Origin of the sequence: Sphingomonas alpina, from assembly GCF_014490665.1 — a bacterium.
Classification (GTDB): domain Bacteria; phylum Pseudomonadota; class Alphaproteobacteria; order Sphingomonadales; family Sphingomonadaceae; genus Sphingomonas; species Sphingomonas alpina.
The window spans coordinates 2648080-2671929 of sequence record NZ_CP061038.1; the positions used below are offsets into that span (position 1 = coordinate 2648080).

Below are 23850 nucleotides of genomic sequence, written 5' to 3' on the forward strand. Positions count from 1 at the left end.
AATTCGTAGAGATCGTGGGAGAGATGATGACCGCCGCCGCCCTGCTCGAGAGTGACTTCGCTACTCTGCCCGACCTGATCCGCGCCCATGCCACCGAGCGCGGCGACCGGCTGGCGCTTGCCGAAGCCGGCGGCGAACTCGACTATGCCGGACTCGATGCGCTGATGGACCGCGTCGCCGCCGCGCTGCAGCGCGATGGCGTCAAGCAGGGCGATTCGGTCGCGATCGTCGCAGCCGCCTCGATCGAATATGCCGCCGTATTCCTGGGCACACTGCGCGCCGGCGGCGTCGCGACACCTCTCGCGCCGTCGGCGACCGGCGAGGCGATCGTCGCGATGATCGCCGATTGCGGCGCACCGATCACTTTCATCGACGCCGACGCCGCGACCACACTCGCCGGGCAGCGTATTCCGGGCAAGCTGGTGCATCTGAAATCGCTCGGCACCTGGCTCGCCCCCGAAGGCGCCGCGCCCGCACCGGTGACGATCGCGCCGGAGGACGGCTTCAACATCATCTATTCCTCGGGCACCACCGGCACGCCGAAGGGCATCGTGCAGAGCCACACGATGCGCTGGGCGCATATCGCGCGCAATTCCGCGGCCGGTTTCGGCGACGCGGTGACGATGATCGCGACACCGCTCTATTCGAACACGACCCTGGTCAGCTTCTTGCCGACGCTGGGCTGGGGCGGCACCGCGGCGCTGATGAAGAAGTTCGACGCACGCGGCTATCTGCAACTCGCCGAACGCCACCGCGCGACTCACACCATGCTGGTGCCGGTACAGTATCAGCGGCTGATGGCGCTGCCCGATTTCGACAGTTTTGACCTGTCGAGCTTCCGCTTCAAGACCTGCACCAGCGCGCCCTTCTCGCCTGCGCTCAAGGCGGATATCCTCAAGCGCTGGCCCGGCCTGCTGGTCGAATATTACGGTATGACCGAAGGCGGCGCCTCCACCGCGCTGATCGCGACCATGTTCCCCGACAAGCTCCACACCGTGGGCCAGCCGCTGCCGGGCCATGAGATCCGCCTGATCGACGATGACGGCAATGAAGTTGCGCCGGGCGAAATGGGCGAGGTGGTCGGCCGCTCGCCGACCATGATGACCGGCTATCATGGCCGCAAGGAAGCGTCGGCAGCGGCGGAATGGTTCGATGCCGAGGGCAATCGATATATCCGCCACGGCGATGTCGGGCGCCTCGACGAGGACGGTTTCCTGATCCTGATGGACCGCAAGAAGGACCTGATCATCTCGGGCGGGTTCAACATCTATCCGACCGATCTGGAGGCGGTGCTGTCGCAGCACCCGGCGGTTGCGGACTGCAGCGTGATCGGTGTGCCGTCCGAGGCCTGGGGCGAGACGCCGGTCGGCTTCTACGTCCCGCATACCGGGGTCGACGCGAGCGTCGAGGAGATCCGCGATTGGACTAACGCGCAGCTCGGCAAGACTCAGCGCCTGGCCGAACTCCACGCGATCGAGGAACTACCGCGCAGCGCGATCGGCAAGGTGCTGAAGCGCGAATTGCGCGACCGGCTGGCGGCAAGCGCGGCATGACATCGCTGCAGGATATCCTCGCGACGGCGACGCCGATCGAAGGTGGATTTCGCACCACGATCCCGGCCAGCTGGCTGCAGGGGCGGACCGCCTATGGCGGCCTGTCGAGCGCGCTGGCCTTGCACGCTGCGCAAGCTTGCGAGCCCGACCTCCCGCCGCTGCGATCGGCGCTGGTCGCGTTCATCGGTCCCTTGGCGGGCGAGGTCCGCGTCACCGCCACCAAGCTGCGCCGCGGGCGCAACGCGGCGTTCATTCAGGCGGACATCGTGTCCGACGCCGGACTTGGCTATCGCGCGACCTTCGTGTTCATGTCGGACCAGGAATCGCGCATCCAGCTTGAGGGCGGCCTCGTCACCACGCTGCGTCCGCCCTTGCCCGACACGAAGCTCTACACCGGGCCGGAAGAGTTTTTCACCGGCAATTTCAAATTCTTCGACCTGAAAGATGAAGCCAGGGGTGAAGCGGAATGGCTACGCTGGGCGCGGCTGCGCGCGCATGACGGGCTCGATCCGATGGTGCAGGTGATGGCGCTGGCCGATGCGCTGCCGCCGGCTGCGTTCAAGCTCCTCGGCAAGACCCCTGCCCCGATCAGCTCGCTGACCTGGATCGTCAACCTGCTGACCCCGAGTCCGGCGACCACCAACGGCTGGTGGCTGCTCTCCGCCAAATCGGATCATGCCAGCAATGGCTGTTCCAGTCAGATCATGACGATGTGGAACGCCGACGGCGTTCCGATCGCACAAGGTGCGCAGAGCGTGGCGATCTTCGCCTAGCCGTCAGCCATCGCCTTCGGCCATCCCATCACGGCTGCCGCCAGATGACGTTCCGAATGAACGTCTTGGTCGGGACTGCGAGCCCGTTGACGCGCTTCGGCGTATATCGCCCGTTCTTCATGGCGATCCGGCAGGTATGATCGTCGAGCGACGCAAAGCCGCTCGAGACGGTCACTCTGCAGGCTGTCGGCTTTCCGGTCGCATCGACATCGAGCTCGATCGACACATGACCCGCAGCATGCTCGTCGCTGGCTTGCTTCGGATAGGAATCCTGTGGAAACCAGCTCCCCGGGTTGGTGCGCGGTTTCAGAGGGGTGACCTTCTCGCCCGCCGACGGCGCAGATTGTGCCAGCGACAGGATGAGCATGAACGCAAACATGGTGGTTTCCTCAGGATGGTCCGGTGACGCGATTATCGCATCGGGCCTTGTTTTGCGAGCCATGGCAAACGCGCCGCCTGCGACAATTTGCGACAATTTTCCCGCACGCTGACACAGCGCCGCGACACCCCCGATGCATTAGGCTGTTCAGGGCGCGGATGATCCCGTCTGACGTTGCGAGGGAATTGTCATGAAGAAGCTGCTGATCGCTGCCGCACTCGCCAGCACGGCGCTGGCCGGCGCCGCCATCGCCAACCCGCCTGGCCAGGCCGGGCGGAGCGCAGGCATGATGCGCGCCGATACCGATGGGGACGGCAGCATCTCGCGCAGCGAATATATGGCTCAGGCCGAAGCGCGCTTTGCCCGTATGGACGCCAATGGCGATGGCCAGATCGCCGGCGATGAGATGCGGCGTCCCGGCCGCCAGGCGGCCACGGGTGGCGATGCCGCCGCGCCGATGACCAAAGCGGCCTATCTGGCGAAGGCCGGCGAGCGTTTCGCCAGGATGGACGCCAATGGCGATGGCAAGATCTCCGCCGACGAGATGCAGGCCATGCGCGACGCCAGGGGTGCACGCCGTGGCCCCATGGGTGGCCAGCCCGATGCCGCAACGCCGAACGCACCGGGCGCCGCAACGGGCGGCCTGCGCAGCGATCATCGCGCGAAGATGCTGCAGCGGATCGATACCGATGGCGACGGCCGGATCAGCCGCGACGAGATGCGCGTGCGGGACGACAAGCGCTTTGCAAAGCTCGACGCCAATAGCGATGGCTTCATCGACCAGGGCGAGATGGAGGCGAGCCGCGACCGGGCAAAGGCAGCGCGCGGCGCCGGCGCATCCAAACCAGATACCGACCAATAATCCCCCCATTGGTCGGTTGCCGGGCGGGCAGCCCTTCCTCCTCCGCGGTCCGCCCGGCACTTTCGCTTGGGAATTATCATGCTAAGTCCCGAACCGATGGGAGACACGCCGCACCTGCTGCTCGTCGATGACGAGCGCTCGATCCGCGAACCGCTCGCGCAATATCTGACCAAGCAGGGGTTCCGCGTGACTCAGGCCGGCGATGCCGAAGCCGCACGGACGCGCATGACCGCTTACGCCATCGACCTGGTCATCCTCGACATCATGATGCCGGGCGAGGATGGCCTCAGCCTGTGCCGCCATATCCGCGAGACCAGCGACACCCCGGTCATCCTGCTCACCGCGCGCAGCGAGGAGACAGACCGCATCGTCGGGCTCGAAATGGGCGCCGACGACTATGTGGTGAAGCCCTTTTCCCCGCGCGAGCTTTCCGCCCGGGTGAAGGTCATCCTGCGCCGCGCCGCCGCAGGGGGCACGCGCCAGCATGCCCCCGACAGCGGATCGTTCGCCTTTGCCGGATGGGTGCTGAAATCGGGCGAGCGTGCGCTGGTCGACCGCGAAGGCGTGTCGGTGCCGCTGTCGACCGGCGAATATAATCTGCTGCTGGCACTGGTCACGCGGCCGCGCCAGGTGCTGACCCGCGATCAGCTGCTCGACCTGACTCAGGGCCGCGAAGCCGCCGCGTTCGACCGGGCGATCGACAATCAGGTGAGCCGGTTGCGCCGCAAGATCGAGCTCGATGCGAAGAATCCCGACCTGATCAAGACGGTATGGGGCGGCGGCTATACGCTGGCGGCCGAAGTCACGCGATTGTGAAGCGGCTCCGGCTCTGGCCGCACAGCCTGTCCGGGCAAATCGCGCTGCTCGTCGCGATTGCCCTGTTCATCGCCCAGGCAATCAATTTCGCCATGCTGCTTGAAGGGCGCCGACAGCTGCGGCTGCAATTGGTCATCGGCCCTGCCGTGGCGCGCTTCGTCGATGCAAGCGAGCGCCTCAATATCGGTCCGTTGCGCCCGGACGAGCGGCTACGCGGCGGTGTCCGGCTTGCAACTCAACCGCCGGCCCCTGACGCAGGCCCGCATGTCAGGGATGTCGAGCGCAATATGAAGGACGCGCTGACCGAGGCCGGCTTTCACTTCCGCAACCTCACCACCAGCGTCCGGCCGGTCGACCCGAACGATCCGGATCTCGACCGTTTCGGCCCGCGCCGCGCCGGCCGTTTCGCGCGGATGGGCGGCGAGTTGGTCATCGCGGTGGAACAGCCGGGCCGCGGCTGGCTGGTGCTGAGCACGCCATGGCAACGCAGCGAAGCACCGCTGTTCTGGTCGCTGATCGCGCAAACGCTGATCCTGTACGGCATCGTGCTGCTGCCGGTGCTGTGGATCGGGCGGCGCATTTCGCGCCCGCTGCGCTCGCTGGCGGCGGCGGCACGGACCTTCAAGCCCGGCGAGGCCGATGTGCCGATCGAACCGCGCGGGCCGCAGGACGTGCGCGACGTGATCGCCGCGTTCAACGCGCTCCGACTGCGCGTCACCGCGATGCTCAACGAAAAGGACCGTATGCTCGGCGCGATCGGCCATGACTTGCGCACGCCGCTCGCCGCGTTGCGCGTACGGATCGAATCGGTCGAGGACGATACCGACCGCAACAAGATGGCCGACACGATCGAAGAGATGAACCGCACGCTTGACGATATTCTGTCGCTGGCGCGGCTCGGTCGTCCGTCCGAGCCGCCAACCGAGGTCGACCTCGCCGCTTTGGTCGATGCGGTGGTGGAGGATTTCCGCGATCTCGATCATGACGTGACCTTCGCGGAGATGCCGCGGTTGCAGATGCGGCTGCGCCCGTCGCTTATGCGCCGCGCGGTGCGCAACCTGATCGAGAATGCGGTCAAATATGGTGTTCGTGCCGAGGTCAGCGTGATCGGCAGCCCGCATGAGGTATGCATCGTGGTCGCCGATCAGGGGCCCGGCATTCCCGAGGACCGGCTGTCCGACGTGTTCGACCCGTTCACCCGGCTGGAAACGTCGCGCAACAAGGAAACCGGCGGGATCGGCCTCGGCCTGGCGCTGGCCTGCGCGATCGTGCGCGATGCAGGCGGCGATATCCGGCTGGAGAACCGGCCCGAGGGTGGACTGAACGCCATCATCATGTTGCCACGCTAGATGGTGACGCTCCCCCTTCCCTGGTGGCGCGGCGCCGTAGTCTATCAAGTCTATCCGCGCAGTTTCGCGGACAGCAATGGCGATGGCGTCGGTGATCTGCCCGGTATCACCCGGCATCTCGACCATATCGCGTCGCTGGGCGTGGATGCGGTCTGGCTGTCGCCCTTCTTCACTTCACCGATGGCCGATTTCGGCTATGACGTGTCGGACTATTGCGATGTCGATCCGGTGTTCGGGACGCTCGCCGATTTCGACACGCTGATCGCCCGCACCCATGCGCTAGGGCTGAAACTGATCATCGACCAGGTCTATGCGCACAGCTCGAACCAGCACCCCTGGTTCCTCGAAAGCCGCGCCGATCGGACGAATGCGCGCGCCGACTGGTATGTCTGGGCCGACGCGAAAGCCGATGGGTCGCCGCCGAACAACTGGCAATCGGTATTCGGTGGCCCCGCCTGGACCTGGGACGCGCGGCGCGGCCAATATTATCTGCACAATTTCCTCAGCGAACAGCCGCAGCTCAATCAACACGCGCCGGCGGTACAGGACGCGACGCTGGAAATCGCGAAATTCTGGCTCGATCGGGGGGTCGACGGCTTCCGCATCGATGCGATCAACTTCTCGATGCACGATCTCGCGCTGACCGATAATCCGCCGGCGACCGATACCGGCCCGCGCACACGCCCATTCGATTATCAGCAGCATCTGCACAATCAAAGCCAGCCGGAAATCCCGCTGCTGCTCGAACGGCTACGGGCCCTGATCGACCGCTATGACGGCGACCGCTTTACCGTGGCGGAGGTCGCAGGCCCCGCGCCCGAGGCGGAAATGCACGCCTTCACGTCGGGCGATACGCGGCTGAGCAGCGCTTATGGCTTCAATTTCCTCTACGCCCCTACCCTGACGCCGACACTGGTGCGCGACGCGCTCGCCGAATGGCCCGACGCGCCGGGGATTGGCTGGCCGAGCTGGGCATTCGAGAACCACGATGCGCCCCGCGCCCTGTCGCGCTGGGCGGCACCGGAGCATCATGCGACATTCGCGCGAATGAAGATGGCGCTATTGCTGTGCCTGCGCGGCAATGTCTTTCTCTATCAGGGTGAGGAACTGGGCCTGACTCAGGTCGAGATCGCATTCGAGGATCTGCGCGATCCCGAAGCCATCGCGAACTGGCCGCTGACTCTGTCGCGCGACGGCGTGCGCACGCCGATGCCGTGGCGCGCCGGCGCGCCGCACGCCGGCTTCTCCGATGCCAGACCATGGCTGCCGCCCGGTCCCGACCATGAAGCGCTGGCGGTCGACCGGCAGGAAGGCGACCCACTCTCGCTGCTTCACGTCACCCGCCGGATGATCGCGCTGCGCCATGCCAATGCGGCGCTGATGACCGGCACGCTGACGATTGTCGAGGCATCCGACAGGGTCCTCGCCTTCGAACGCGCGACGCCTGACCAACGCCTGCTCTGCATATTCAACCTGTCGGCCGAGCCCGTCGACTGGCAACCCGCAACGCCGGACGCGTGGCGCGTGATCCATAGCACGGGGCATGCGGATGCCTGGCGCCTCGGCGGCTTCGCTGCCGTGATCGCGGAACGGGTCGCGTAGCGGCCTCAGTCTGCCCCTTGGTCCCTGATCCGAACATGCGCATCTGTGATGTGGAAGCCAAAGCGTTCGATATCGTCGAGACACTCATCGACCTCGACGCCGGGTAGCGCCTCACCCCGGGTCATCTCCAGCGACTTGAATGCCGTCCAGGGAGCGTAACGCGCGGGCAGATTGCCGCCCGTTTCATCTGCCGTCACAGCGAAAATCCGACCCGGGCCCTTGAAAAGGTGCACAGTCATGGCCTCCCCATTGAATCGAACAATTACAATATCATACACGATATTCTGCAGAACAGGTGAAAGCGATCCCTACCTCGCGGTCGCTCCCGGGCAGGATGGTGGCCATGCTTCGCGGCCATTGATGTGCCAGACGAAGAACTCACCGCTCCGCCGACCTTTCAGGTCTCGCGCAAACATCAGCGACCGGCCGCTTGGGGAGAATAACGCCCCGATCTCCGATCCGGTGGCGTTGATCGCTGCGCCGAGCTTGACCCGCTTCGACCATCCGGTCCGCGTCGCGCGGGTGAGATACAAACCATCGCTCGCCATCAGGACCATCGAGCGACCATCGGGCGCGGGCAATGCCTCATACTCGTCACCCGGACCGTTGAGCCCCGCTCCCGCATTCTCGACTCTCCAACCGCGCGTCCCGTTGCGGCGCGCGCGCCAGATGTCGGTCTTGCCCAGGCCGCCCGGGCGATCAGAGCCGAAATAGAGCCATCCATCCTTCCCGATGCGCGGAAACCACTCGTTGCCGGTCGAATTGACTGGCGCGGGCAAGCGCTTGGGCAGGCCCCAGCGCCCCCGAACGTCGCGTTCGGCCCGCCAGACGTCGAGATCCTTGCGATGAACGCCGTCGGTCGAACGGGTCGATATGAACCACAGCCCGCGCCCACCTCGCTCGAACCACGGATCGGCCTCGACGCCGTCACCGGCGAACGGCGCATCGACCGGCTGTGTCCAGCCCATCGGTGAGCAGCGGCTGGTGAGGATGCGCCAGCCGGAGAAGTCCTTCGCGCTGCGCACGAAGAATATAGCACCGGTCGCCGGGTCGAAAGCAGCATGGGATTCGAACTGGTCTGAAGCGATCCCGACGGGTGTCCAGGGGGTTACATCATCACGCGACGCCGCTGGCTGACTAATCAGCACGCCTGCCAGAAGCATGAAGCGAAGCGGAGACATTACCCGGATATACGCGCCGTCCGAAGCGCGTGGAAGCCCGCTGCGATGCAGTGCGCCAGCCGCCCGGCGATTGCTCCGGTCGGGTCGAGTTCTGGATCGAAGATCGCGATATTCGCGCCCGCCAGCCGGCCCGACACCAACAGAGTGCGGATCAGGCCACTGAGCTGATCGAAGGTCATGCCGGGAGTGCCGGGCAGAATCCACCGCCGGCATGATCGATTGGTCGAGCACATCGACATCGACATGCAGCCAGACACGCCCGGTCGACCTGGCCAGCGCCTGAGCCCCCGCCCGGGCCGGGCCGTCGCGCAGGAAGGACTCGATCGTCATCTTGTGGATCGACGAGGTCCTGAAATCCGGGAAGGAATAATCGGCTACCTCGCTTTCACGCTCCCCGATCTGTACAACCTGCAGATCGTCGACCAGCGGCATCGCCGGTTCTCCCCAACGCGACAACAAAGCTTCGCCCCGCCCCGTTGCCAGCGCGAGATCCATGCCCGCCGCCGAGCCGGGACGCGCCACATCATAATTGCCCGGATGGTAAAAATCGGCATGGCCATCGACATGGATCAGCGCACAGGGGCCACTGCGTTTCGCCCCAGCCAGGCAACCGAGCAAAATGCTGCAATCGCCGCCGATCACAAGCGGGAACAGGCCGTCGCTCAGCGCCGCCGCGACGGTGCCGGAGATCTCCCCGCAATAGGCGCGCAGGCTGGTGCCGTTGCGGATCGTCGATCCCGGGTCGCGATCGAACCGATAGGTGGGATGCGGCAGGGCGACGTGGCGCTGTGGTTGCAGCTCCTTGCCAAGCCCGGCCCGCATCAGGGCGGCAGGCGCACGCCAGCAGCCAGGCTCATGACCCGGCGTGAGCGGGCGCAGCCCGAGGCTGGTCGGCGCCTCGATCAGGGCAATATCCGAGGGTGCACTCGACCGGGCAGGCAGTATCGATCCAGACATAAGGGGGGTCACCATCACACCGCCGAGGAGCGAACGGCGGGTTATATCAGCGTGGAACGGCGAAGAGATCATTACCCGAAACTAGCCTGGCCGTTGGCTCACCCATAACGATCAATAGCGACTTTTATCATAAGTATTGCTAATGATATACTATGGCCGCCAGACTTCCGCCGCTGGACTCGCTGCGTGCGCTCGACGCCTGTGTCCGGCATTTGAATTTTACACGCGCCGCCGAGGAGCTCGGCATCACTCAGGGCGCAGTCAGCCTGCGCATCCGAAACCTGGAGCGCGAGATCGGCCAGCCCTTGTTCGTGCGCCACGGGCCGCAGGTGCGCCCGACCGAAGCCGGCACCAGGCTGGCGTCGGACATGGCCGATATTCTGGTCCGCATCCGGAACGCAGTCGATACTGTGCGCGATCCGGTAAAGCGGCCGCTGCTGGTCAGCACCACCCCGACATTCGCCAGCTTCCTGACTCCGTTTCTCGCCGAGTATCGCCAGCAACCTGGGGGCAACCCGATCCGCCTGGACGTGACACAGACGGTACGGACAGTTGAACCCGGGCTCTGCGACGTCGCGATCCGCAGCGGCATCGGCGGATGGCCAGGGCTGGCGCAGGAATGCCTGCTCAGACTGAAGCGCACGCCGATGCTATCACCCGTACTCGCGCGGCGGATCAACTGTGGCGAGGACCCCGCCATCCTGCTCCACGGTCCACTGATTACCGATCGCGGCTGGGAAGCCTGGTTTCGCGGTGCCGGCGTCGACCCGGTCGACATGGCGACCGGCACGATCGAATACCCCACCCAGGACTTGCTGGCGCAAGCAGCGGTCGCGGGCGAAGGCGTGGCGTTGCTGACCCCTGCACTGTTCGAACCTTTGCTCGCGAGCGGCGCATTGATCCAGCCTTTTGCCCATATGCTCGACGACGGCATGGGCTATTTCGTGGTCTACCGCGCGGTCGAAAGTCGTCCCGCTTTTATCGACTGGCTGATCGCGCTCTGCGCGCGGTACTGAACGACACCGGCAACATCGCCGCGTTACGGGTCAGGCGGCAGTATTCGCATGCCGGTCCTGAAAGGCCGCACCCCATTCGCGCAGGCTGAGCAGGATCGGTTCAAGCGTCCGGCCCAGCGCGGTGAGCTCATATTCCACCTTGGGCGGCACTTCGGGATAGACGATGCGCCGGATGATGCCGTCGGCTTCGAGCTCGCGCAGTTGCAGCGTGATCATGCGCGCCGTCGCATTCGGCGTCAGCCGACACAAGGCGTTGAAGCGTACCCGTCCCGGGAGAAGGTGAAAGACCAGCACCGGTTTCCAGATGCCGCCCAGCACGCTCATCGTCGCCTCGACCGCGCAGCCGGTCCGGCCGGCGCGGCGGCGCAGGTTGGGGGTAGTATCATTCATGATAGTACATGCTCATTTTGTACGTACTGACGCTATCGATCCTTCAGTACTACGTCCAGCCTCGCTTCAACAGCTGAGGATCACCCATGCGTGCCTATCGACTGACCGATACCGACAGACCGCTCCTGCTTGTCGAGGAACCCGATCCGCTGCCCGGCCCCGGTGAGGTGGTCGTCGATCTCAAGGCGGCGACCCTCAACTACCGCGACACGATCGTGCGACAGGGCCGCTATGGCGGCGCGCAGCGGGCTGACCTGATCCCGTTATCAGATGGCGCCGGTGTCATTTCAGCGATCGGCGAAGGCGTCACGGACCGGCGGATCGGCGAGCGCGTCACGATCGGCTTCATGCCGAACTGGATCGATGGTGCGTTCAGCGTCACGAAACAGGCCGGTGCGCTGGGCGGCGGCTTTGTCGATGGCGTGCTGGCCGAGCGCATCGCTGTTCCCGCCAGCGGCGTGGTGCCCTTTCCCGATGCGTGGTCATTCGAGGAGGCGGCGGCCTATCCTTGCGCAGGCGTGACCGCTTGGGCGTGCCTGTTCGGCGGTGGCGGCATCCGGCCGGGCAGTAGCGTGCTGGTCGAAGGGACCGGCGGTGTCTCGACCTTCGCGTTGCAATTGGCCAAGGCGGCCGGGGCACAGGTGATTGCCACCTCCAGTTCGGACGCCAAGCTGGAGCGTGCCCGCGCGTTGGGGGCGGACGAGTTGATCAACTATCGCACCACGCCTGGGTGGGGCACCCGCGCGGCGGAGATCTCCGGTGGCGCGGGCGTGGACTTCGTGCTCGATGTCGGCGGACCCGGCACGCTCGATCAGGCACTCATCGCCGTCCGGTATGGCGGCGAGGTTGCGCTGGTCGGCGTGCTGACCGGCTTTGGCGGCCCGGTTAATACCGGCGCGATCCTGATGAAGGCGGTCGCGGTGCGCGGCGTCTATGTCGGGGCCGTCGCGGATTTGCGCGCGGCGATCGCGTCCGGTGTTCGTCCGGTCATCGATGAAGTGTTTGCGTTCGATCAGGCAGATGTGGCTTTTGCCCATCTGCGCGGCGCGGGCCACCAGGGCAAGATCGCGATACGCATCGCCTAGCCGGCCGGACGGCGGCGCCGGCAATCGCTGGCGCCGCCGATCTGTCGAAGGACCGGGATGATGGCCGGGGCCACCATGAACCAGGTGCGTCCAAGAAAGATGGTGCGGGCGGTGGGAATCGAACCCACACTCCTCTCGGAACCGGATTTTGAGTCCGGCGCGTCTACCAATTCCACCACGCCCGCATGCCGACGAGGCGCTTTTAACGGCCACTGATCGACGATTTAAGAGCCTATAGGCGAGCGCCTTGCGAATTTCCAGACCCTGACTTCAGTTCTTTCTCGATGTCGGTTTCAGGCTGGATCCGAAATAGAATCGCATCTTCGCAGGCTGCCCAGGCTTCAAGCTTTTCGACGGCGTAGGTCCTCAGCGAATTGCCTCACAAAGCAGCGGACAAAAGAACGGGCTGCAGGAAGTTCGGCTGCACCCGATCGATCTTGGCTTCGATCGGGCGTTTTCAAAGTTGGCATCCCGCGACATATGCAAAAGGCCTCGGCCTCGTTGGGCACGTCCATCAAGATCGACGGAGAAGTTCGTATTATACGGGTAGCGGCGCCCGAGAGGCAGTAGGCACCAACGCTCGCGCTGACCCGCCATTTCTTGCAGGCTCAATTCCGCGCCCGTTAATCCGTACCACTGGAACGATATCCGGACCTGCGGTCATATCCAATTCAAGCGCTTCGGCGCCATGCCGATACGTGACCTCTCCGCCGCCGAGCAGTTCCACACGCTCGATTCGTCCTGGCCAACGCGTGGCGCCCAGCGCCGCGATCTTCACCTTACCGCGGGGCGGCTTCAGGAAGAAGATGTTCAGTGCGCCGCCCTTAACCGTAAAACGCACATCGCGTGTATCGAAGCCCTTGAACGAGCCCTCATTCTGCATGCCGACGGCGAGTTGCGTCGGCCCCTCGCCATAGACATGGAATGGCCGCGAACCGAAGATCGCGCTGCCGTTGATCGCCATCCACCTTGCGAGATCGTCGAGGATACGCTCTTCCTCGGCATCGATCGTGCCGTCGCCGCGTTGCGGGATCGAAAGCAGCAGATTGCCGTTCTTCGAGACGACGTCGACGAGCCGCTGGACGACATCCTCGGCCGATTTGTAGCTGCGGTCGGTGAAACGCGCGCGATTGTAGAACCAGTCGCCGATGCAGGTGTCGGTCTGCCATGGTTCTTCCCACAAACGGTCGGAAAAGCCGCGCTCGACATCCTGCACGAGCCCGAACCGCGCATAGGGTTTCAACTGCTTGGCGGTCAGGACGACATCGACCTTGCCATGCCAACGAATGGAGCGGTTGTAATAATCCGCCGCCGCCGCCAGCCCGATCGGCCCGAACGGCAATTCGTAATTGTCCATGTAGCAGAAATCGGGGCGATATTTCTCGATCAGATCGGTCTGTCGCAACAGCCATTGCCGCGCATAACGCGCATCGCCCGGCGGCGCGGTTTCGATCCACTGGCCGTCATGCGCCGCGTGCCACGTGTCCATTGCCGCGATCGTGTCGATCTCGTCGGGCGCAACCATATGGCGTCCGGTGTAGAGCGCCTGCGGATCAAGCCCCTGCCACCATTTGCCGCGCCCGTCCGCCGCCGTCAGCCGATAGGCGTCGTAACGCTGGCCCTTGCGCGGCCCCTCTGGGTCGTAACCATAAGCGGGCTGATACCAGTGCCAGGCATGCGAGGCGTGGTTCGAGACACCGAAGCGGAGCCCGGCCGCCCGCGCGGTCTTCGCCCAGATGCCGACCACGTCACGCTTCGGCCCGACGCGCATGCTGTTCCAGGCGTGATGCGCGCTGTCATAACAATCGAGATTGTCGTGGTGGCAGGCGAGCGAAACGAAATATTTCGCCCCGGCTTTCACAAAGCGCTTCATCAGCGCATCGGGGTCCCATCGATCGGCGGTCCAGCGATTCTGGATCTCCATCATGCCGGTGTCGGCAGGATGGCCATACGTTTCCAGGTGATGCCGGTACATCGGATGTCCCTGCATATAGAGCAGTCGGCCGTACCAATCGCCCTGCTCCGGCACCGATTGCGGACCCCAATGCGACCAGATCCCGAACTTCGCATCACGGAACCAGTCAGGGTAGCGATAATGCTCGACGAGCGAGGGCCAGGTCGGCTGGACCGGCCCCGTCGCGACGACGCCGCGACGCGCCAGCGCGGGCATCGCCGGCATCGCAGCGAGGCCGGCGAGCACACCGCGCCGATGCCATCCGGCCGGCATCATCCGCGCTTTCTGACGGTGACCGCAGCGCCGGTATAAGTCACCTCGGCATCATAGCCATTGTCATCGCTCACCGGTTTGCCTGGCGAGACCCACTTCACGCGGATCGTCCGCGTCGCGGGCATGCCCGTCCAGCCGGCTCCTTCGCGCGCACCGATCGTGACCACGCCGCTGCGGTCGTCATAACTCATGGGGATACGACTGAACGCGCCAGTCTTGTATCGTTCGCTGCGCCCGTCATCTTCGTACAGCGAGAAGCTGCCGTTCGCGCCGGCATAGACCGCGATGGTCAGCGGCGCACCGCGCTTCTCGTCGACATATTGCGTCACCGGCCCGATCGGCACCACCGCGCCTGCGCGAACGAACAGCGGCATGCGTTCGAACGGTGCATCGACCGTGGCGCGCGCACCCCCGCGATAGGCCTTGCCGGTCGAGAAGTCGTACCAGTTCCCGGTGCCGGGGAAATATACGCTGCGGGTGCGTGCCTTGTAGTCGGTGACCGGTGCGACAAGGAACGCGTCGCCAAACAGATATTGGTCGTCGATCCGCCGTGCCTTCACATCGGCCGGGAAATCCATCGCCAGGCCGCGCATGATGCTGCCGTCCTTCACATAGGTATCGGCGCCGAGCGTGTAGATATACGGCATCAAGCGATAGCGCAGCATGTCGTACCAGACCATCGAGGCACGCATCGGTGAACCTTCGGGGCTGATTTCGTAAATCTCGCGATACGGGAATTCACCATGGCTGCGGAACAGCGGGGAGAAGGCGCCGAACTGGAACCAGCGCAGATTGAGTTCGCGCCATTCGTCGAGATTGGCCGCGGTCGGGACCTTGGTCGAATAGCGATCCTCGAGCGCGAAGCCGCCAATGTCATGGGTCCAGTTGGGAATGCCCGACATTGAGGCGTTCACGCCGGCAGAAATCTGCGCACGCAGATCGTACCAGCGGCTCGCCACATCGCCCGACCAGATCGCGGCGCCGTAACGCTGCAAACCGCCAAAGCCCGAACGGGTCAGCAGGAACGGCCGCACATCGGGTTTATAGCTGGTCCATCCGTCGAAAAAGGAGCGCGCGTTCATCAACGGGTAGCTGTTGAAGAACTGCGCGGCCGGGCCCATCGCGGTCGGCCCCATCGTATCGATCCGCTCGGGAATCGACAGGTTCGAATGCATGTCGGGCTCGCTCGCATCCGCCCACCACGCATCGACGCCGAATGTCGCCAGCCGGTCCTCGACTTGCTTCCAGAAGATGCGACGTCCTTCCGGCGCATAGGGATCGTAGAAAGTGCTCTTATACCCCGGCCCGACCCAGTCGGTGTTCCCCTGGCGCAGATTGCCCTGATAGGTGAGCCCCTTGGCGGTCAGTTCCTTGTAGGTATCGGTGGTCGGATAGAATTTCGGCCAGACCGAGATCATGAAATTGGCATTGTCGCCATGGACCTGGTCGATCAGCACCTTGGGATCCGCAAAGCGTTTCGGATCGAAGCGATGGCTGCCCCAATCGTCGTCGCGCCAGTAGCGCCAGTCGAGCACGATATTATCAAGCGGGATGTTCAGCGAGCGGTACTTCTCGACGACGTCGGTGATCTCCTTCGACGTGTCGTAGCGCTGGCGCGACTGCCAGAAGCCATAGGCCCATTTAGGCATCATCTCCGCCTTGCCGGTCAACTGGCGATACCCCGCGATCACGCCATCCATGCTGTCGCCCGGGACGAACCAGTAATTCTTGGCCTGCGCCACGTCGCTGGTCAGCCACACCGAATGGCGATCGGGCACGGGCAGCGGATCGCTATGGAGCAGCGCCATATAGCCCGCATTGGGCTCCCATTCGATCCGGATCGCGACGGGCTTGCCCTTGGTCATTGGCAGGTCGAAATTGGCGTACCAAGGGTTCCAGTTCTGCCGCCAACGATCCAGCACCAGCTTTCCGTCGGCATAGAGTTTGTAATAGCTCGAGCCGTAGAGCTGGAATTTATGGATTCCGGTCGCGTCCGGCAGTACGTCGCCGGTCCACACCACGGTCTGTTTCTGCACCGCATTGCCGGCAGTGTTCTGACCACCAGTCGCTGCGACCGTCTTCGCCTTGGCCGCTTCGGGCCATTTCGCCTGATCCTTCAGGAACTGATAGTCGATCGTCGCTTCCTGCCGCGTCATGGCGGATTTGCCGTCGAGGAAATATTCCGCCTTCCAGCCGGCCTTGCCGCCGCTGGAGACGCTCATCCCCTCGCCGACCAGGGTATAGGGCTTGGGATTCCCAAAGCGGCTGATCCCGTCATTGTCCCACAGCAAGCCGTATTTCTTCGTCGAGATGACGAAGGGGACGGCGATGTCCATATTGTGCTGGGCGAGTTCGACGTCCTCGCCATTATAATCCATCTGCGAATTCTGATGCTGGCCGAGGCCGTAAAGCCCCTCATCGGTCCCGCGATTGAACTGCTGCGAGACGGCGACGAATGGCTTACCCTCGATCGTCGTCGGCCGGAATACCGGGGCCGCGCTTTCGCCAAGCAGAACGCGCCCGGCGGCGTCGAGGAAGCGGACCTGCCCGGTCGTCAGATCGACATCGGCGACAGCCTTCGCCGCCTTGACCACGACATGACCCTTCGTCTCGGCGACAGTAAACGGCCCTGTAACCGGCGGATTGGGCGCCATCAGGCTGGGCGTGCGGGTGATGCCCTCAACGCCCCTGGGCAGGGCGACGATATGAATGATGCCCTCACCATGGACAGAGAGCTCGACACGCGCCGCCGGACCGTTGGCAGGCGTCACCACCACGCCGTCCGTCGTCTTCTGCCACGTCTGCGCTTGCGCCGTTCCGATAGCGCTACCAAGCATGAGCACCGCGATGATTGCTCTTTTCATGTTCATCCCCTTCATCTTTCTCAGGCACCGCTCAGCGGTAACGCCCCATTGTGACCTTCAATATCTGCGGCCGGTCGAGCAGATTGATTCCATAATCGGTCTGATCGCCATTCCATATCCGGGCCATGACCCATTTGCCGTCGCGGAAAACACCCTCCTCGACGCGAACGACCAGGCCATTCGGCTTGCCATCGGCCGTACCGAAATTGAGTCGGACATGGTCGCCGACAATGAGGAATTCGTTGGCCGAAAGCTGGGCGATGGCAACGCCGCCGATCGGATCCTTGCCCCATGGCGCGGGTTCGGATTTGAGCCAGGTCCAGTCCTTCATGCCGAACTGCCACTCGCCCCATGACGCAGCGATCGTCCAGTCGCCCATCACCGTCGCCTGAGCCGTGCCATCGTCGGGCTTCGCCGCTCCCCATGTCGGATGCTCGAAGGCAATTCGCGCCCAATCACGCATGATCGACCCGATCGCGGCATAAGGCAGCGCAAGCGGTTCGAGCGTTGCGTCGTCCAAATCCTTCGCGCCGAGCGGATAGTTGAAATAGCCGGTCGCATCGAGCCCGAACGGCGCATAGCCAATCGCGCCACGCCCCAGCGCGGCATAGAAAAAGCGGTGAAATTCGCGCGCATTGCCGATCTCTGGCACCATCAGCGCGTTGTCCGGACGGGCATATTTGTCGAGATACTGAACGACATTCGCGCTCGCCCGATCATAAATATCGGGCGCGGCAAAATCGATATTCGGGCCGGCCGCCTTCCAGATGTCGAGCACGTCCTGCTGTGGCCCACCACTCGCCACGCCATCGGGATCGGGCACGTTCGAGGGACCGGCCAGTGCCGCATTGACGTACATCGGCAGCGGCTTGATCGCCTTGCCCGCCGCCGCGATCGCGTCGACATAGGACGCGACATACCAACTGTTGAAGGCACGATCGGCCTGCGCGCCGAACGCCTCCGTCCAGGTGCCGCGCTTGCCGGTCCGCGCCGCCAGCACCGCCGGGATCGGCTTGGCGAACAGCGCATTCGCGGCGGCCGAATAGTCACGCGGGTTGCGATAGCTGCCGGTTTCGTTCTCGGGCTGAACCAGGATCACAGTGTTCTGCGCGTCATGATCGCGCAGATATTCCATCACCTTCACGAAAGCGCGCCGATCGGCAGCAAGCGTGGCCGCACCATGCGCGCTCAGCACGCCATGGTCCTTGCCGTCCTTGGTTTTCATGCGCGGGAAGCGGCGGTTGTCGAGCTTCACCCAGTCAGGCGTATAGGCGAAAGAGGTATTCTTCCACGTGCCGAACCACAGCAGTACGACGCGCTTGTCATGCTTGCGCGCGGCATCGAGCAGCGTCTGGAGAAAAGACAGGTCGAACCGCCCCTCGACCGGCTCGACCTGCTGCCAGGCGATCGGCACCTCGACCGTATTGGCGTGAACCCGGTCGAGCACCGCCCAGGCGGCATCGAGCGGCGCGGCATAGTTGCTCGAATTATTGACCTGCCCGCCGAGGATCGTGAACGGCGCGCCATCCACGATCAGCGCGTGGCGGCCATTCTTCGAGACGATCTTCGGCACCGGCGTCGCCTGCTGTGCTAAAGCCGTGCATGGTAATGCCGCTAGCAAGGCGGCCGCGACCAGCTTCATCATTTCTCTCCTCCCGCCGGGTCGCCATAGAACAACCCCCGCCCGTCCGTGCCCAGATAGACGCGGCCCGCAATGCGCGGATCGCCCGAGACTACCCGGTAGCGCCCGCCCCAGCGATGCGCGTCGTCATCGATCCGCGTCCAGTCCTTGCCCCCATCGACCGAGCGCCAGATGCCGCGCTGTGTCCCCATCGTGCCGACCGCAAAGATTACCGGCGCCGATGCACCCACCACGGCCTTGCCGAGCCCGAACAGTTCGACCTTCAGTTTGCCGCTCGCCTGGGCGAACCTGCGCCCGCCATCCACGCTGTGATAGAGCGCATCACCGACATGAAACCACAAATCCCCGGCGGCGAATGGCGACGCCACCAGGCGATACTGCTGTTCGCGCCAATAGACCTTGCCGGGCCAGAGTTGCGGCGGCAGCCCGGCAGCGGCGACCGGAGCGAAGCTCTTCGCACCGTCGGTCGAGACAAGCAGCCCGTCGTGATCGAAATCGACCGAATAGAAGCGCTGCGCATCGACCTTGTCGGCAACCGGCCGAGCATTGAGCCTCAACCCGTGCGCCAATCCCCAGCTCCGACCGCGGTCGCGCGTGACGAGCGGAACCGGTGTGCAGACGATGAAGGTCGCGCCATCGGCCGAGACGATCACCGCGGCGTCCCCGTCAAGATCGTAGCGCTTGCCGGGCTGATCGTCGGCCGGGCGGATCGCCGGCGCCTTGAGCGGATGCCATGTCATCCCGCCATCGTCCGACCAGCCGAGCGTCGCCTCGCGCGGGCGATTCGCGTAAAGGCTGCCGCTGCGAACGACAATGTTCGGCGCGCGGCCAGCATAGTCGATGTTGTTGGTGTTCGACAGATAGGGGTCGATAAAGGTCGGTGCCGGTGACCGATCGAGATCGGTATGGACGAAGCCGGCAAGGTCGCCGAAGCCTGAGATCAGCGACGCACCACCGGTCGGCGAGGCGAGTGTAATGATCGCGGTCTGCTCGACCCCTTTCACCCATGGTTTCCACACGATCGGGCCAGTCGGTTTCAGCGCATCCGCCACATAGACGGTCGCTCCGGTGGTATAGGCGACATGACTCGCATCGAACGGATCAATCGCCAATCCGGAAATCCAGTGCCCGAAGTCGGCGCCTTTACCCTCGTGCAGCAGATAGGGCGTCGCTGCCACATCGCGGCGGCTGCGCTTGCCGACATCGTCCCACGCCTTACCACCATCGTGCGATATCCACACCGTGTCCCCGGGATTCCAGCGATCGATCGTCGAAACGGCGACCGTACCCGGCGTGCTGCGGGAAACAGCGAGACCAAGGAAGCCGCCCATCCCGTAATCGCCCGGGGTGATATCGCGCGCAGCCCCGTCAGCGGCGAAACGCCAAACCGCGCCGGTCTTGGCATCACTGGGGCCGATTCCACTCGAATAACCGACATAGAGCGTGCCGTCGGCGCCGATCACCCCCTTGGTGGCCAGCAGATCGGCTGCCGGTCCCTTCACCGCGGCCCAGTTCCTGCCGCCATCGTCGGAGCGAAAGAGATGCTCCGCGGCGGGATCGGCCAGCCCCGCCCAGATCCGCTTCGAGCCCTGGCCCGCCTCGCCGCTGATCGGGTCGACAACGACGAACGCGATGCCGCCATGCGTCTGCTTCTCGGCCGGCTGCCCCAGTCCCGCGACCGGGAAACCCGTCACCTTCATCCAGGTCGCGCCCGAATCATCGCTGCGCCACAGGCCGTCATGGCGCGAGCCGAAGAACAGTGTGGATGTCCGGTTGGGATCGATCGTGAGTCGTTCGCCAAGGCCACGGCCTGGTTCGTTGCCGCCCATCGCGAACGGCACCGTCGTCGCGCGCCATGTTGCCCCGCGATCAGCCGAGCGCAAAATTGCGGCAGGCTGGCGCGCACTCATCCCTGCGGCGAGATAGACGATATTCGCATCGCGCGGGTCGGTCGCGATACTCTCGACACCCATATAACTCGGCACCGCATTGCCATCCTGCAGCGGCATCCAGCGCCCGGCGGTCGCGTCCCAGCGATAAGCGCCGCCCATGTCGGTGCGAAGATAGGCGAGACCGCGTTCGGCCTGGCTGAAGATGATGTTGGGGGCGTAACCACCCCCCCCCACCGCGACGTTGGTCCAGCGATAAGGGGTAGCGACATTTTCTTTGGCGACGACGGGACCGCTCCCGCAAAGGAGTACGGCGATCGCGATCATGCTCCCGATTCGGTGCTTCACCCTCTTGCGCCTCCCCTCTGTATCTCTCGGCGCATCGCTATTCGACACGTCCCTTGACGATCCCCTATGGCATAGACGATACCGCTAACACAACGGAGGGGATCACGTGTCGACAGAACACTTGCCACTCGCCGAGGCATTGCCGCGCGACTGGCGCGCGGCCCGTTTCGTCGGGCGAATCAATATCGGGGACGGCCCCTTGCCGATCATGGTCCGCGACGGCGCGGTCTTCGACATGTCGCGTGTCGCCCCTACCGTCTCCGCATTGCTCGAAGCGAACGCGTTCGACGGGGGCGAAGCGATCGGTGACCTCGACACGATCGACTGTTCCCATCTGCTCAGTCCCATCGATCTTCAATGCGTCAAAGCGGCCGGAGTCACCTTTGCAGTGTCCGCGCTCGAACGCGTGATCGAGGAGAGCGCGCGCGGCGATCATAGGCGCGCCGCCGACGTGCGCGGCCGCCTCGAATCTGCACTGGGCGGCAGCATCCGCGCGGTGGTGCCGGGATCTCCCGAGGCCGCGACGCTCAAAGAGGCGCTGATCGCCGACGGCATGTGGTCGCAATATCTGGAAGTCGCGATCGGCCCGGATGCGGAAATATTCACCAAATCACCGGTGCTGTCGACGGTCGGGCTGAACGCACCGATCGGGGTGCGGTCGGATTCGACCTGGAACAATCCGGAGCCCGAGGTGGTGCTGGTCGCCAATGCGAGCGGCCGCGCGGTTGGCGCGACGCTCGGCAACGATGTCAATCTGCGCGATTTCGAGGGGCGTTCGGCACTGCTGCTCGGCAAGGCAAAGGACAATAATGCTTCCTGTTCGCTCGGCCCACTGATCCGGCTGTTCGGTGACGATTTCACCATGAACGATGTGCGCTCCGCCGATGTTTCGCTAACGATCCGCGGCACCGACGGCTATGTCCTCGAAGGCGCGAGTACGATGCGAGAGATCAGCCGCGATCCGGAGGAGCTGCTTGCCCAGGCGATGAGCGAACATCACTATCCCGACGGATTCGTGCTGTTTTGCGGAACGCTCTTCGCGCCAACGCAGGACCGCGACGAACCAGGCCGCGGCTTTACCCACAAACCCGGCGACGTGGTGACGATCTCGAGTGCGCAACTCGGAACGCTCGTCAACACCGTCACTACGTCGCGCGATGCGCCCGCCTGGCGGTTCGGCATCGGCGACCTGATGCATAATCTGGCGGCCCGCGGGCTGCTCTCGGCGTGATGCCGACGGAGACCAACATGTTGCAGCAAACGACACTGACCGATTCCCGCGCGGTGTACCCGACCCTGCGGGACAAGCGCGTGATCATCACCGGCGGCGCGTCCGGGATCGGTGCGGGGCTGGTTGAGGCATTCGTCGCGCAGGGTGCACACGTCGCGTTCGTCGATATCGCCGACGGCGAAGCCGAAACACTGGCCACGCGCCTTTCGAGCAACGCCGTTCACCCCCCCGTCTATTACCGCTGCGACCTCACCGACCTCGACCAGGTCGCGACGGTGATGGCGACGCTGGAGGACGCGCTCGGCGGGGTCGATATCCTGATCAACAACGCCGCCAACGATGACCGCCACACCATCGACGATGTGACGCCCGCAATCTGGGAGGAACGCCTCAACGTCAATTTGCGCCATCATTTCTTTGCCGCCAAGGCAGTGATCCCGGCGATGAAGCGCGCCGGCGGTGGTGCGATCGTCAATTTCGGATCGATCAGCTGGCACCTCGCGCTGCCCGATCTCGTCCTTTATCAAACCTCCAAGGCGGCGATCGAGGGGCTGACCCGCGCACTCGCCCGGGACTTGGGCAGGAGTAACATCCGGGTGAACACGATCGTACCGGGCAATGTACAAACACCGCGACAGGAACAATGGTACACGCCCGCAGGTGAGGCGGAGATCGTCGCGGCGCAGTGTCTGGACGGACGCATCCAGCCCGCCGACGTGGCGGCGCTCGCCCTGTTTCTCGCCTCGGACGATGCGCGGATGTGCACCGGCCACGATTATTTCGTCGACGCCGGGTGGCGGTGATGCAAGCAACACACCTGCTTTCGGTCGGTGCCGAACTTGGCGAAGGCCCGGTATGGATCGACGGGGCATTGTGGTTCGTCGATATCAAGGGGCGGCGCATCTATCGCCAGGTGCCGATCACCGGTGCGCTCGACCAATGGGACGCGCCCGAATTCATCGGCTGGATCCTCCCCGCCACCAAGGGCGATCTGATCGCAGGGCTGCAGTCCGGCCCGCACCGCTTCTCGCCCGAGAGCGGGATTTTCACCCGGATTGCTGAGATCGATCCCGATCTGCCCGCCAACCGCCTCAACGATGCTGCGATCCATCCCTCGGGCCGCCTCTATTTCGGCACGATGGACAATGACGAGGCCATGGCGAGCGGTCGCGTCTTCCTGCTCGATGGCGGCGCGGTGCGCGCCACCGGGATCGATCCGTGCGTCATCACCAACGGCCCCGCGATCGCGCCGGCGGGCGACCGGCTCTATCATGTCGATACGCTCGCGCGCCGCGTCAGCATCCACCCGATCGACGCGGTCGGCAATGTCGGCGCCGGCGCGACCTTCCTCCATTTCACCGGTGACGAGGGCCATCCCGACGGCGCGATCTGCGACGCCGAGGGCGGCGTGTGGATCGCCTTTTATGGCGGCGGCGCGGCGCGGCGTTACGACACCGACGGGCACATGACCGATGAGATAATCTTCCCGGTCTCCAACGTCACCAAGGTCGCGTTGGGCGGCTCCGACGGGCGCACCGCCTATGCGACCACCGCGCGGCAGGGATTGAGCGCTGATGCCCTCGCCGCGCAGCCGCTTGCCGGCGATGTTTTCACTTTTCCGGTCAAGATACCGGGAATGCCTGTCACACGAGCCAATAGCTGAGCGCCCGCAAGAGGCGTCCGAAC

19 protein-coding genes and 1 tRNA gene are annotated in these 23850 nt (G+C 64.5%); 11 read left to right on the forward strand and 9 right to left on the reverse strand.

Annotation, left to right across the window (positions count from 1 at the left end; translation table 11 throughout):
* Positions 1 to 26 precede the first annotated feature (26 nt).
* Both H3Z74_RS12240 and H3Z74_RS12245 read left to right on the forward strand, forming a co-directional pair.
* Positions 27 to 1553, forward strand: a complete 1527-nt coding sequence (locus H3Z74_RS12240) for a class I adenylate-forming enzyme family protein (RefSeq protein WP_187759951.1) — start codon at positions 27 to 29, stop codon at positions 1551 to 1553.
* Complete coding sequence (locus tag H3Z74_RS12245; RefSeq protein ID WP_187759952.1) at positions 1550 to 2326, forward strand: thioesterase family protein; 777 nt, start codon at positions 1550 to 1552, stop codon at positions 2324 to 2326. The genes H3Z74_RS12240 and H3Z74_RS12245 overlap by 4 nt, the downstream gene beginning before the upstream one ends.
* Before the next feature lie 28 nt (positions 2327 to 2354).
* Here H3Z74_RS12245 and H3Z74_RS12250 read toward each other — a convergent pair whose 3' ends face one another.
* On the reverse strand, positions 2355 to 2705 hold the full coding sequence (locus H3Z74_RS12250; protein WP_187759953.1) for an energy transducer TonB: 351 nt from the start codon (positions 2703 to 2705) through the stop codon (positions 2355 to 2357).
* Between the two features lie 190 nt (positions 2706 to 2895).
* Between H3Z74_RS12250 and H3Z74_RS12255 the strand changes: the two genes are divergently transcribed.
* The 4 genes from H3Z74_RS12255 to H3Z74_RS12270 all read left to right on the forward strand — a co-directional run bounded on the left by H3Z74_RS12255 (position 2896) and on the right by H3Z74_RS12270 (position 7334).
* Positions 2896 to 3567, forward strand: a complete 672-nt coding sequence (locus H3Z74_RS12255) for an EF-hand domain-containing protein (RefSeq protein WP_187759954.1) — start codon at positions 2896 to 2898, stop codon at positions 3565 to 3567.
* 96 nt (positions 3568 to 3663) lie between these two features.
* Complete coding sequence (locus tag H3Z74_RS12260; RefSeq protein ID WP_187764293.1) at positions 3664 to 4383, forward strand: response regulator; 720 nt, start codon at positions 3664 to 3666, stop codon at positions 4381 to 4383.
* Between the two features lie 38 nt (positions 4384 to 4421).
* Positions 4422 to 5732 (forward strand): sensor histidine kinase, encoded by a 1311-nt coding sequence (locus H3Z74_RS12265; protein ID WP_229727074.1) that lies wholly within the window; start codon positions 4422 to 4424, stop codon positions 5730 to 5732.
* Positions 5733 to 7334: an alpha-glucosidase family protein gene (locus tag H3Z74_RS12270; RefSeq protein WP_187759956.1), complete on the forward strand. Its 1602-nt coding sequence runs from the start codon at positions 5733 to 5735 to the stop codon at positions 7332 to 7334.
* Positions 7335 to 7339: 5 nt separating this feature from the next.
* Here the strand turns inward: H3Z74_RS12270 and H3Z74_RS12275 are convergent, their stop codons facing one another.
* Together H3Z74_RS12275 and H3Z74_RS24395 are read right to left on the reverse strand one after the other, a co-directional pair.
* Entirely contained in the window at positions 7340 to 7573 is a 234-nt protein-coding gene (locus H3Z74_RS12275; protein WP_187759957.1) for a hypothetical protein, read from the reverse strand.
* 69 nt (positions 7574 to 7642) lie between these two features.
* Positions 7643 to 9472, reverse strand: a complete 1830-nt coding sequence (locus tag H3Z74_RS24395) for an arginase family protein (RefSeq protein ID WP_229726539.1) — start codon at positions 9470 to 9472, stop codon at positions 7643 to 7645.
* A gap of 152 nt (positions 9473 to 9624) precedes the next feature.
* On the opposite strand from H3Z74_RS24395, the gene H3Z74_RS12290 reads away from it, so the two are divergent.
* Positions 9625 to 10488 (forward strand): LysR family transcriptional regulator, encoded by an 864-nt coding sequence (locus H3Z74_RS12290; protein WP_187759959.1) that lies wholly within the window; start codon positions 9625 to 9627, stop codon positions 10486 to 10488.
* Between the two features lie 30 nt (positions 10489 to 10518).
* On the opposite strand, the gene H3Z74_RS12295 is transcribed toward H3Z74_RS12290, so the two are convergent.
* Positions 10519 to 10878, reverse strand: coding sequence for a winged helix-turn-helix transcriptional regulator (locus H3Z74_RS12295; protein WP_187759960.1), 360 nt, complete (start codon positions 10876 to 10878; stop codon positions 10519 to 10521).
* Between the two features lie 86 nt (positions 10879 to 10964).
* Between H3Z74_RS12295 and H3Z74_RS12300 the strand changes: the two genes are divergently transcribed.
* Positions 10965 to 11963 carry a zinc-dependent alcohol dehydrogenase family protein gene (locus tag H3Z74_RS12300; protein ID WP_187759961.1) on the forward strand — a complete coding sequence of 333 codons (999 nt, stop codon included), beginning with the start codon at positions 10965 to 10967 and terminating at the stop codon, positions 11961 to 11963.
* Between the two features lie 100 nt (positions 11964 to 12063).
* On the opposite strand, the gene H3Z74_RS12305 is transcribed toward H3Z74_RS12300, so the two are convergent.
* The 5 genes from H3Z74_RS12305 to H3Z74_RS12325 form a co-directional block, all read right to left on the reverse strand.
* A tRNA-Leu gene (locus H3Z74_RS12305) sits at positions 12064 to 12148 on the reverse strand.
* Positions 12149 to 12501: 353 nt separating this feature from the next.
* Positions 12502 to 14142 carry an alpha-L-fucosidase gene (locus H3Z74_RS12310; protein WP_229726540.1) on the reverse strand — a complete coding sequence of 547 codons (1641 nt, stop codon included), beginning with the start codon at positions 14140 to 14142 and terminating at the stop codon, positions 12502 to 12504.
* A gap of 47 nt (positions 14143 to 14189) precedes the next feature.
* Positions 14190 to 17054 carry a TIM-barrel domain-containing protein gene (locus H3Z74_RS12315; protein WP_187759963.1) on the reverse strand — a complete coding sequence of 955 codons (2865 nt, stop codon included), beginning with the start codon at positions 17052 to 17054 and terminating at the stop codon, positions 14190 to 14192.
* Between the two features lie 31 nt (positions 17055 to 17085).
* Complete coding sequence (locus H3Z74_RS12320; protein ID WP_187759964.1) at positions 17086 to 18696, reverse strand: DUF5597 domain-containing protein; 1611 nt, start codon at positions 18694 to 18696, stop codon at positions 17086 to 17088.
* Positions 18696 to 20912: a WD40/YVTN/BNR-like repeat-containing protein gene (locus H3Z74_RS12325; protein WP_229726541.1), complete on the reverse strand. Its 2217-nt coding sequence runs from the start codon at positions 20910 to 20912 to the stop codon at positions 18696 to 18698. Before H3Z74_RS12325 ends, H3Z74_RS12320 begins: the two co-directional genes overlap by 1 nt.
* A 127-nt stretch (positions 20913 to 21039) precedes the next feature.
* On the opposite strand from H3Z74_RS12325, the gene H3Z74_RS12330 reads away from it, so the two are divergent.
* From H3Z74_RS12330 to H3Z74_RS12340, 3 genes are read left to right on the forward strand one after another with little or no spacing between them, the layout of a single operon-like run.
* Positions 21040 to 22164, forward strand: a complete 1125-nt coding sequence (locus H3Z74_RS12330) for a fumarylacetoacetate hydrolase family protein (protein WP_390901752.1) — start codon at positions 21040 to 21042, stop codon at positions 22162 to 22164.
* A gap of 17 nt (positions 22165 to 22181) precedes the next feature.
* Positions 22182 to 22967 (forward strand): SDR family NAD(P)-dependent oxidoreductase, encoded by a 786-nt coding sequence (locus tag H3Z74_RS12335; protein WP_187759965.1) that lies wholly within the window; start codon positions 22182 to 22184, stop codon positions 22965 to 22967.
* Positions 22967 to 23827: an SMP-30/gluconolactonase/LRE family protein gene (locus H3Z74_RS12340; protein ID WP_187759966.1), complete on the forward strand. Its 861-nt coding sequence runs from the start codon at positions 22967 to 22969 to the stop codon at positions 23825 to 23827. Before H3Z74_RS12335 ends, H3Z74_RS12340 begins: the two co-directional genes overlap by 1 nt.
* The last annotated feature ends 23 nt before the right edge of the window (positions 23828 to 23850 follow it).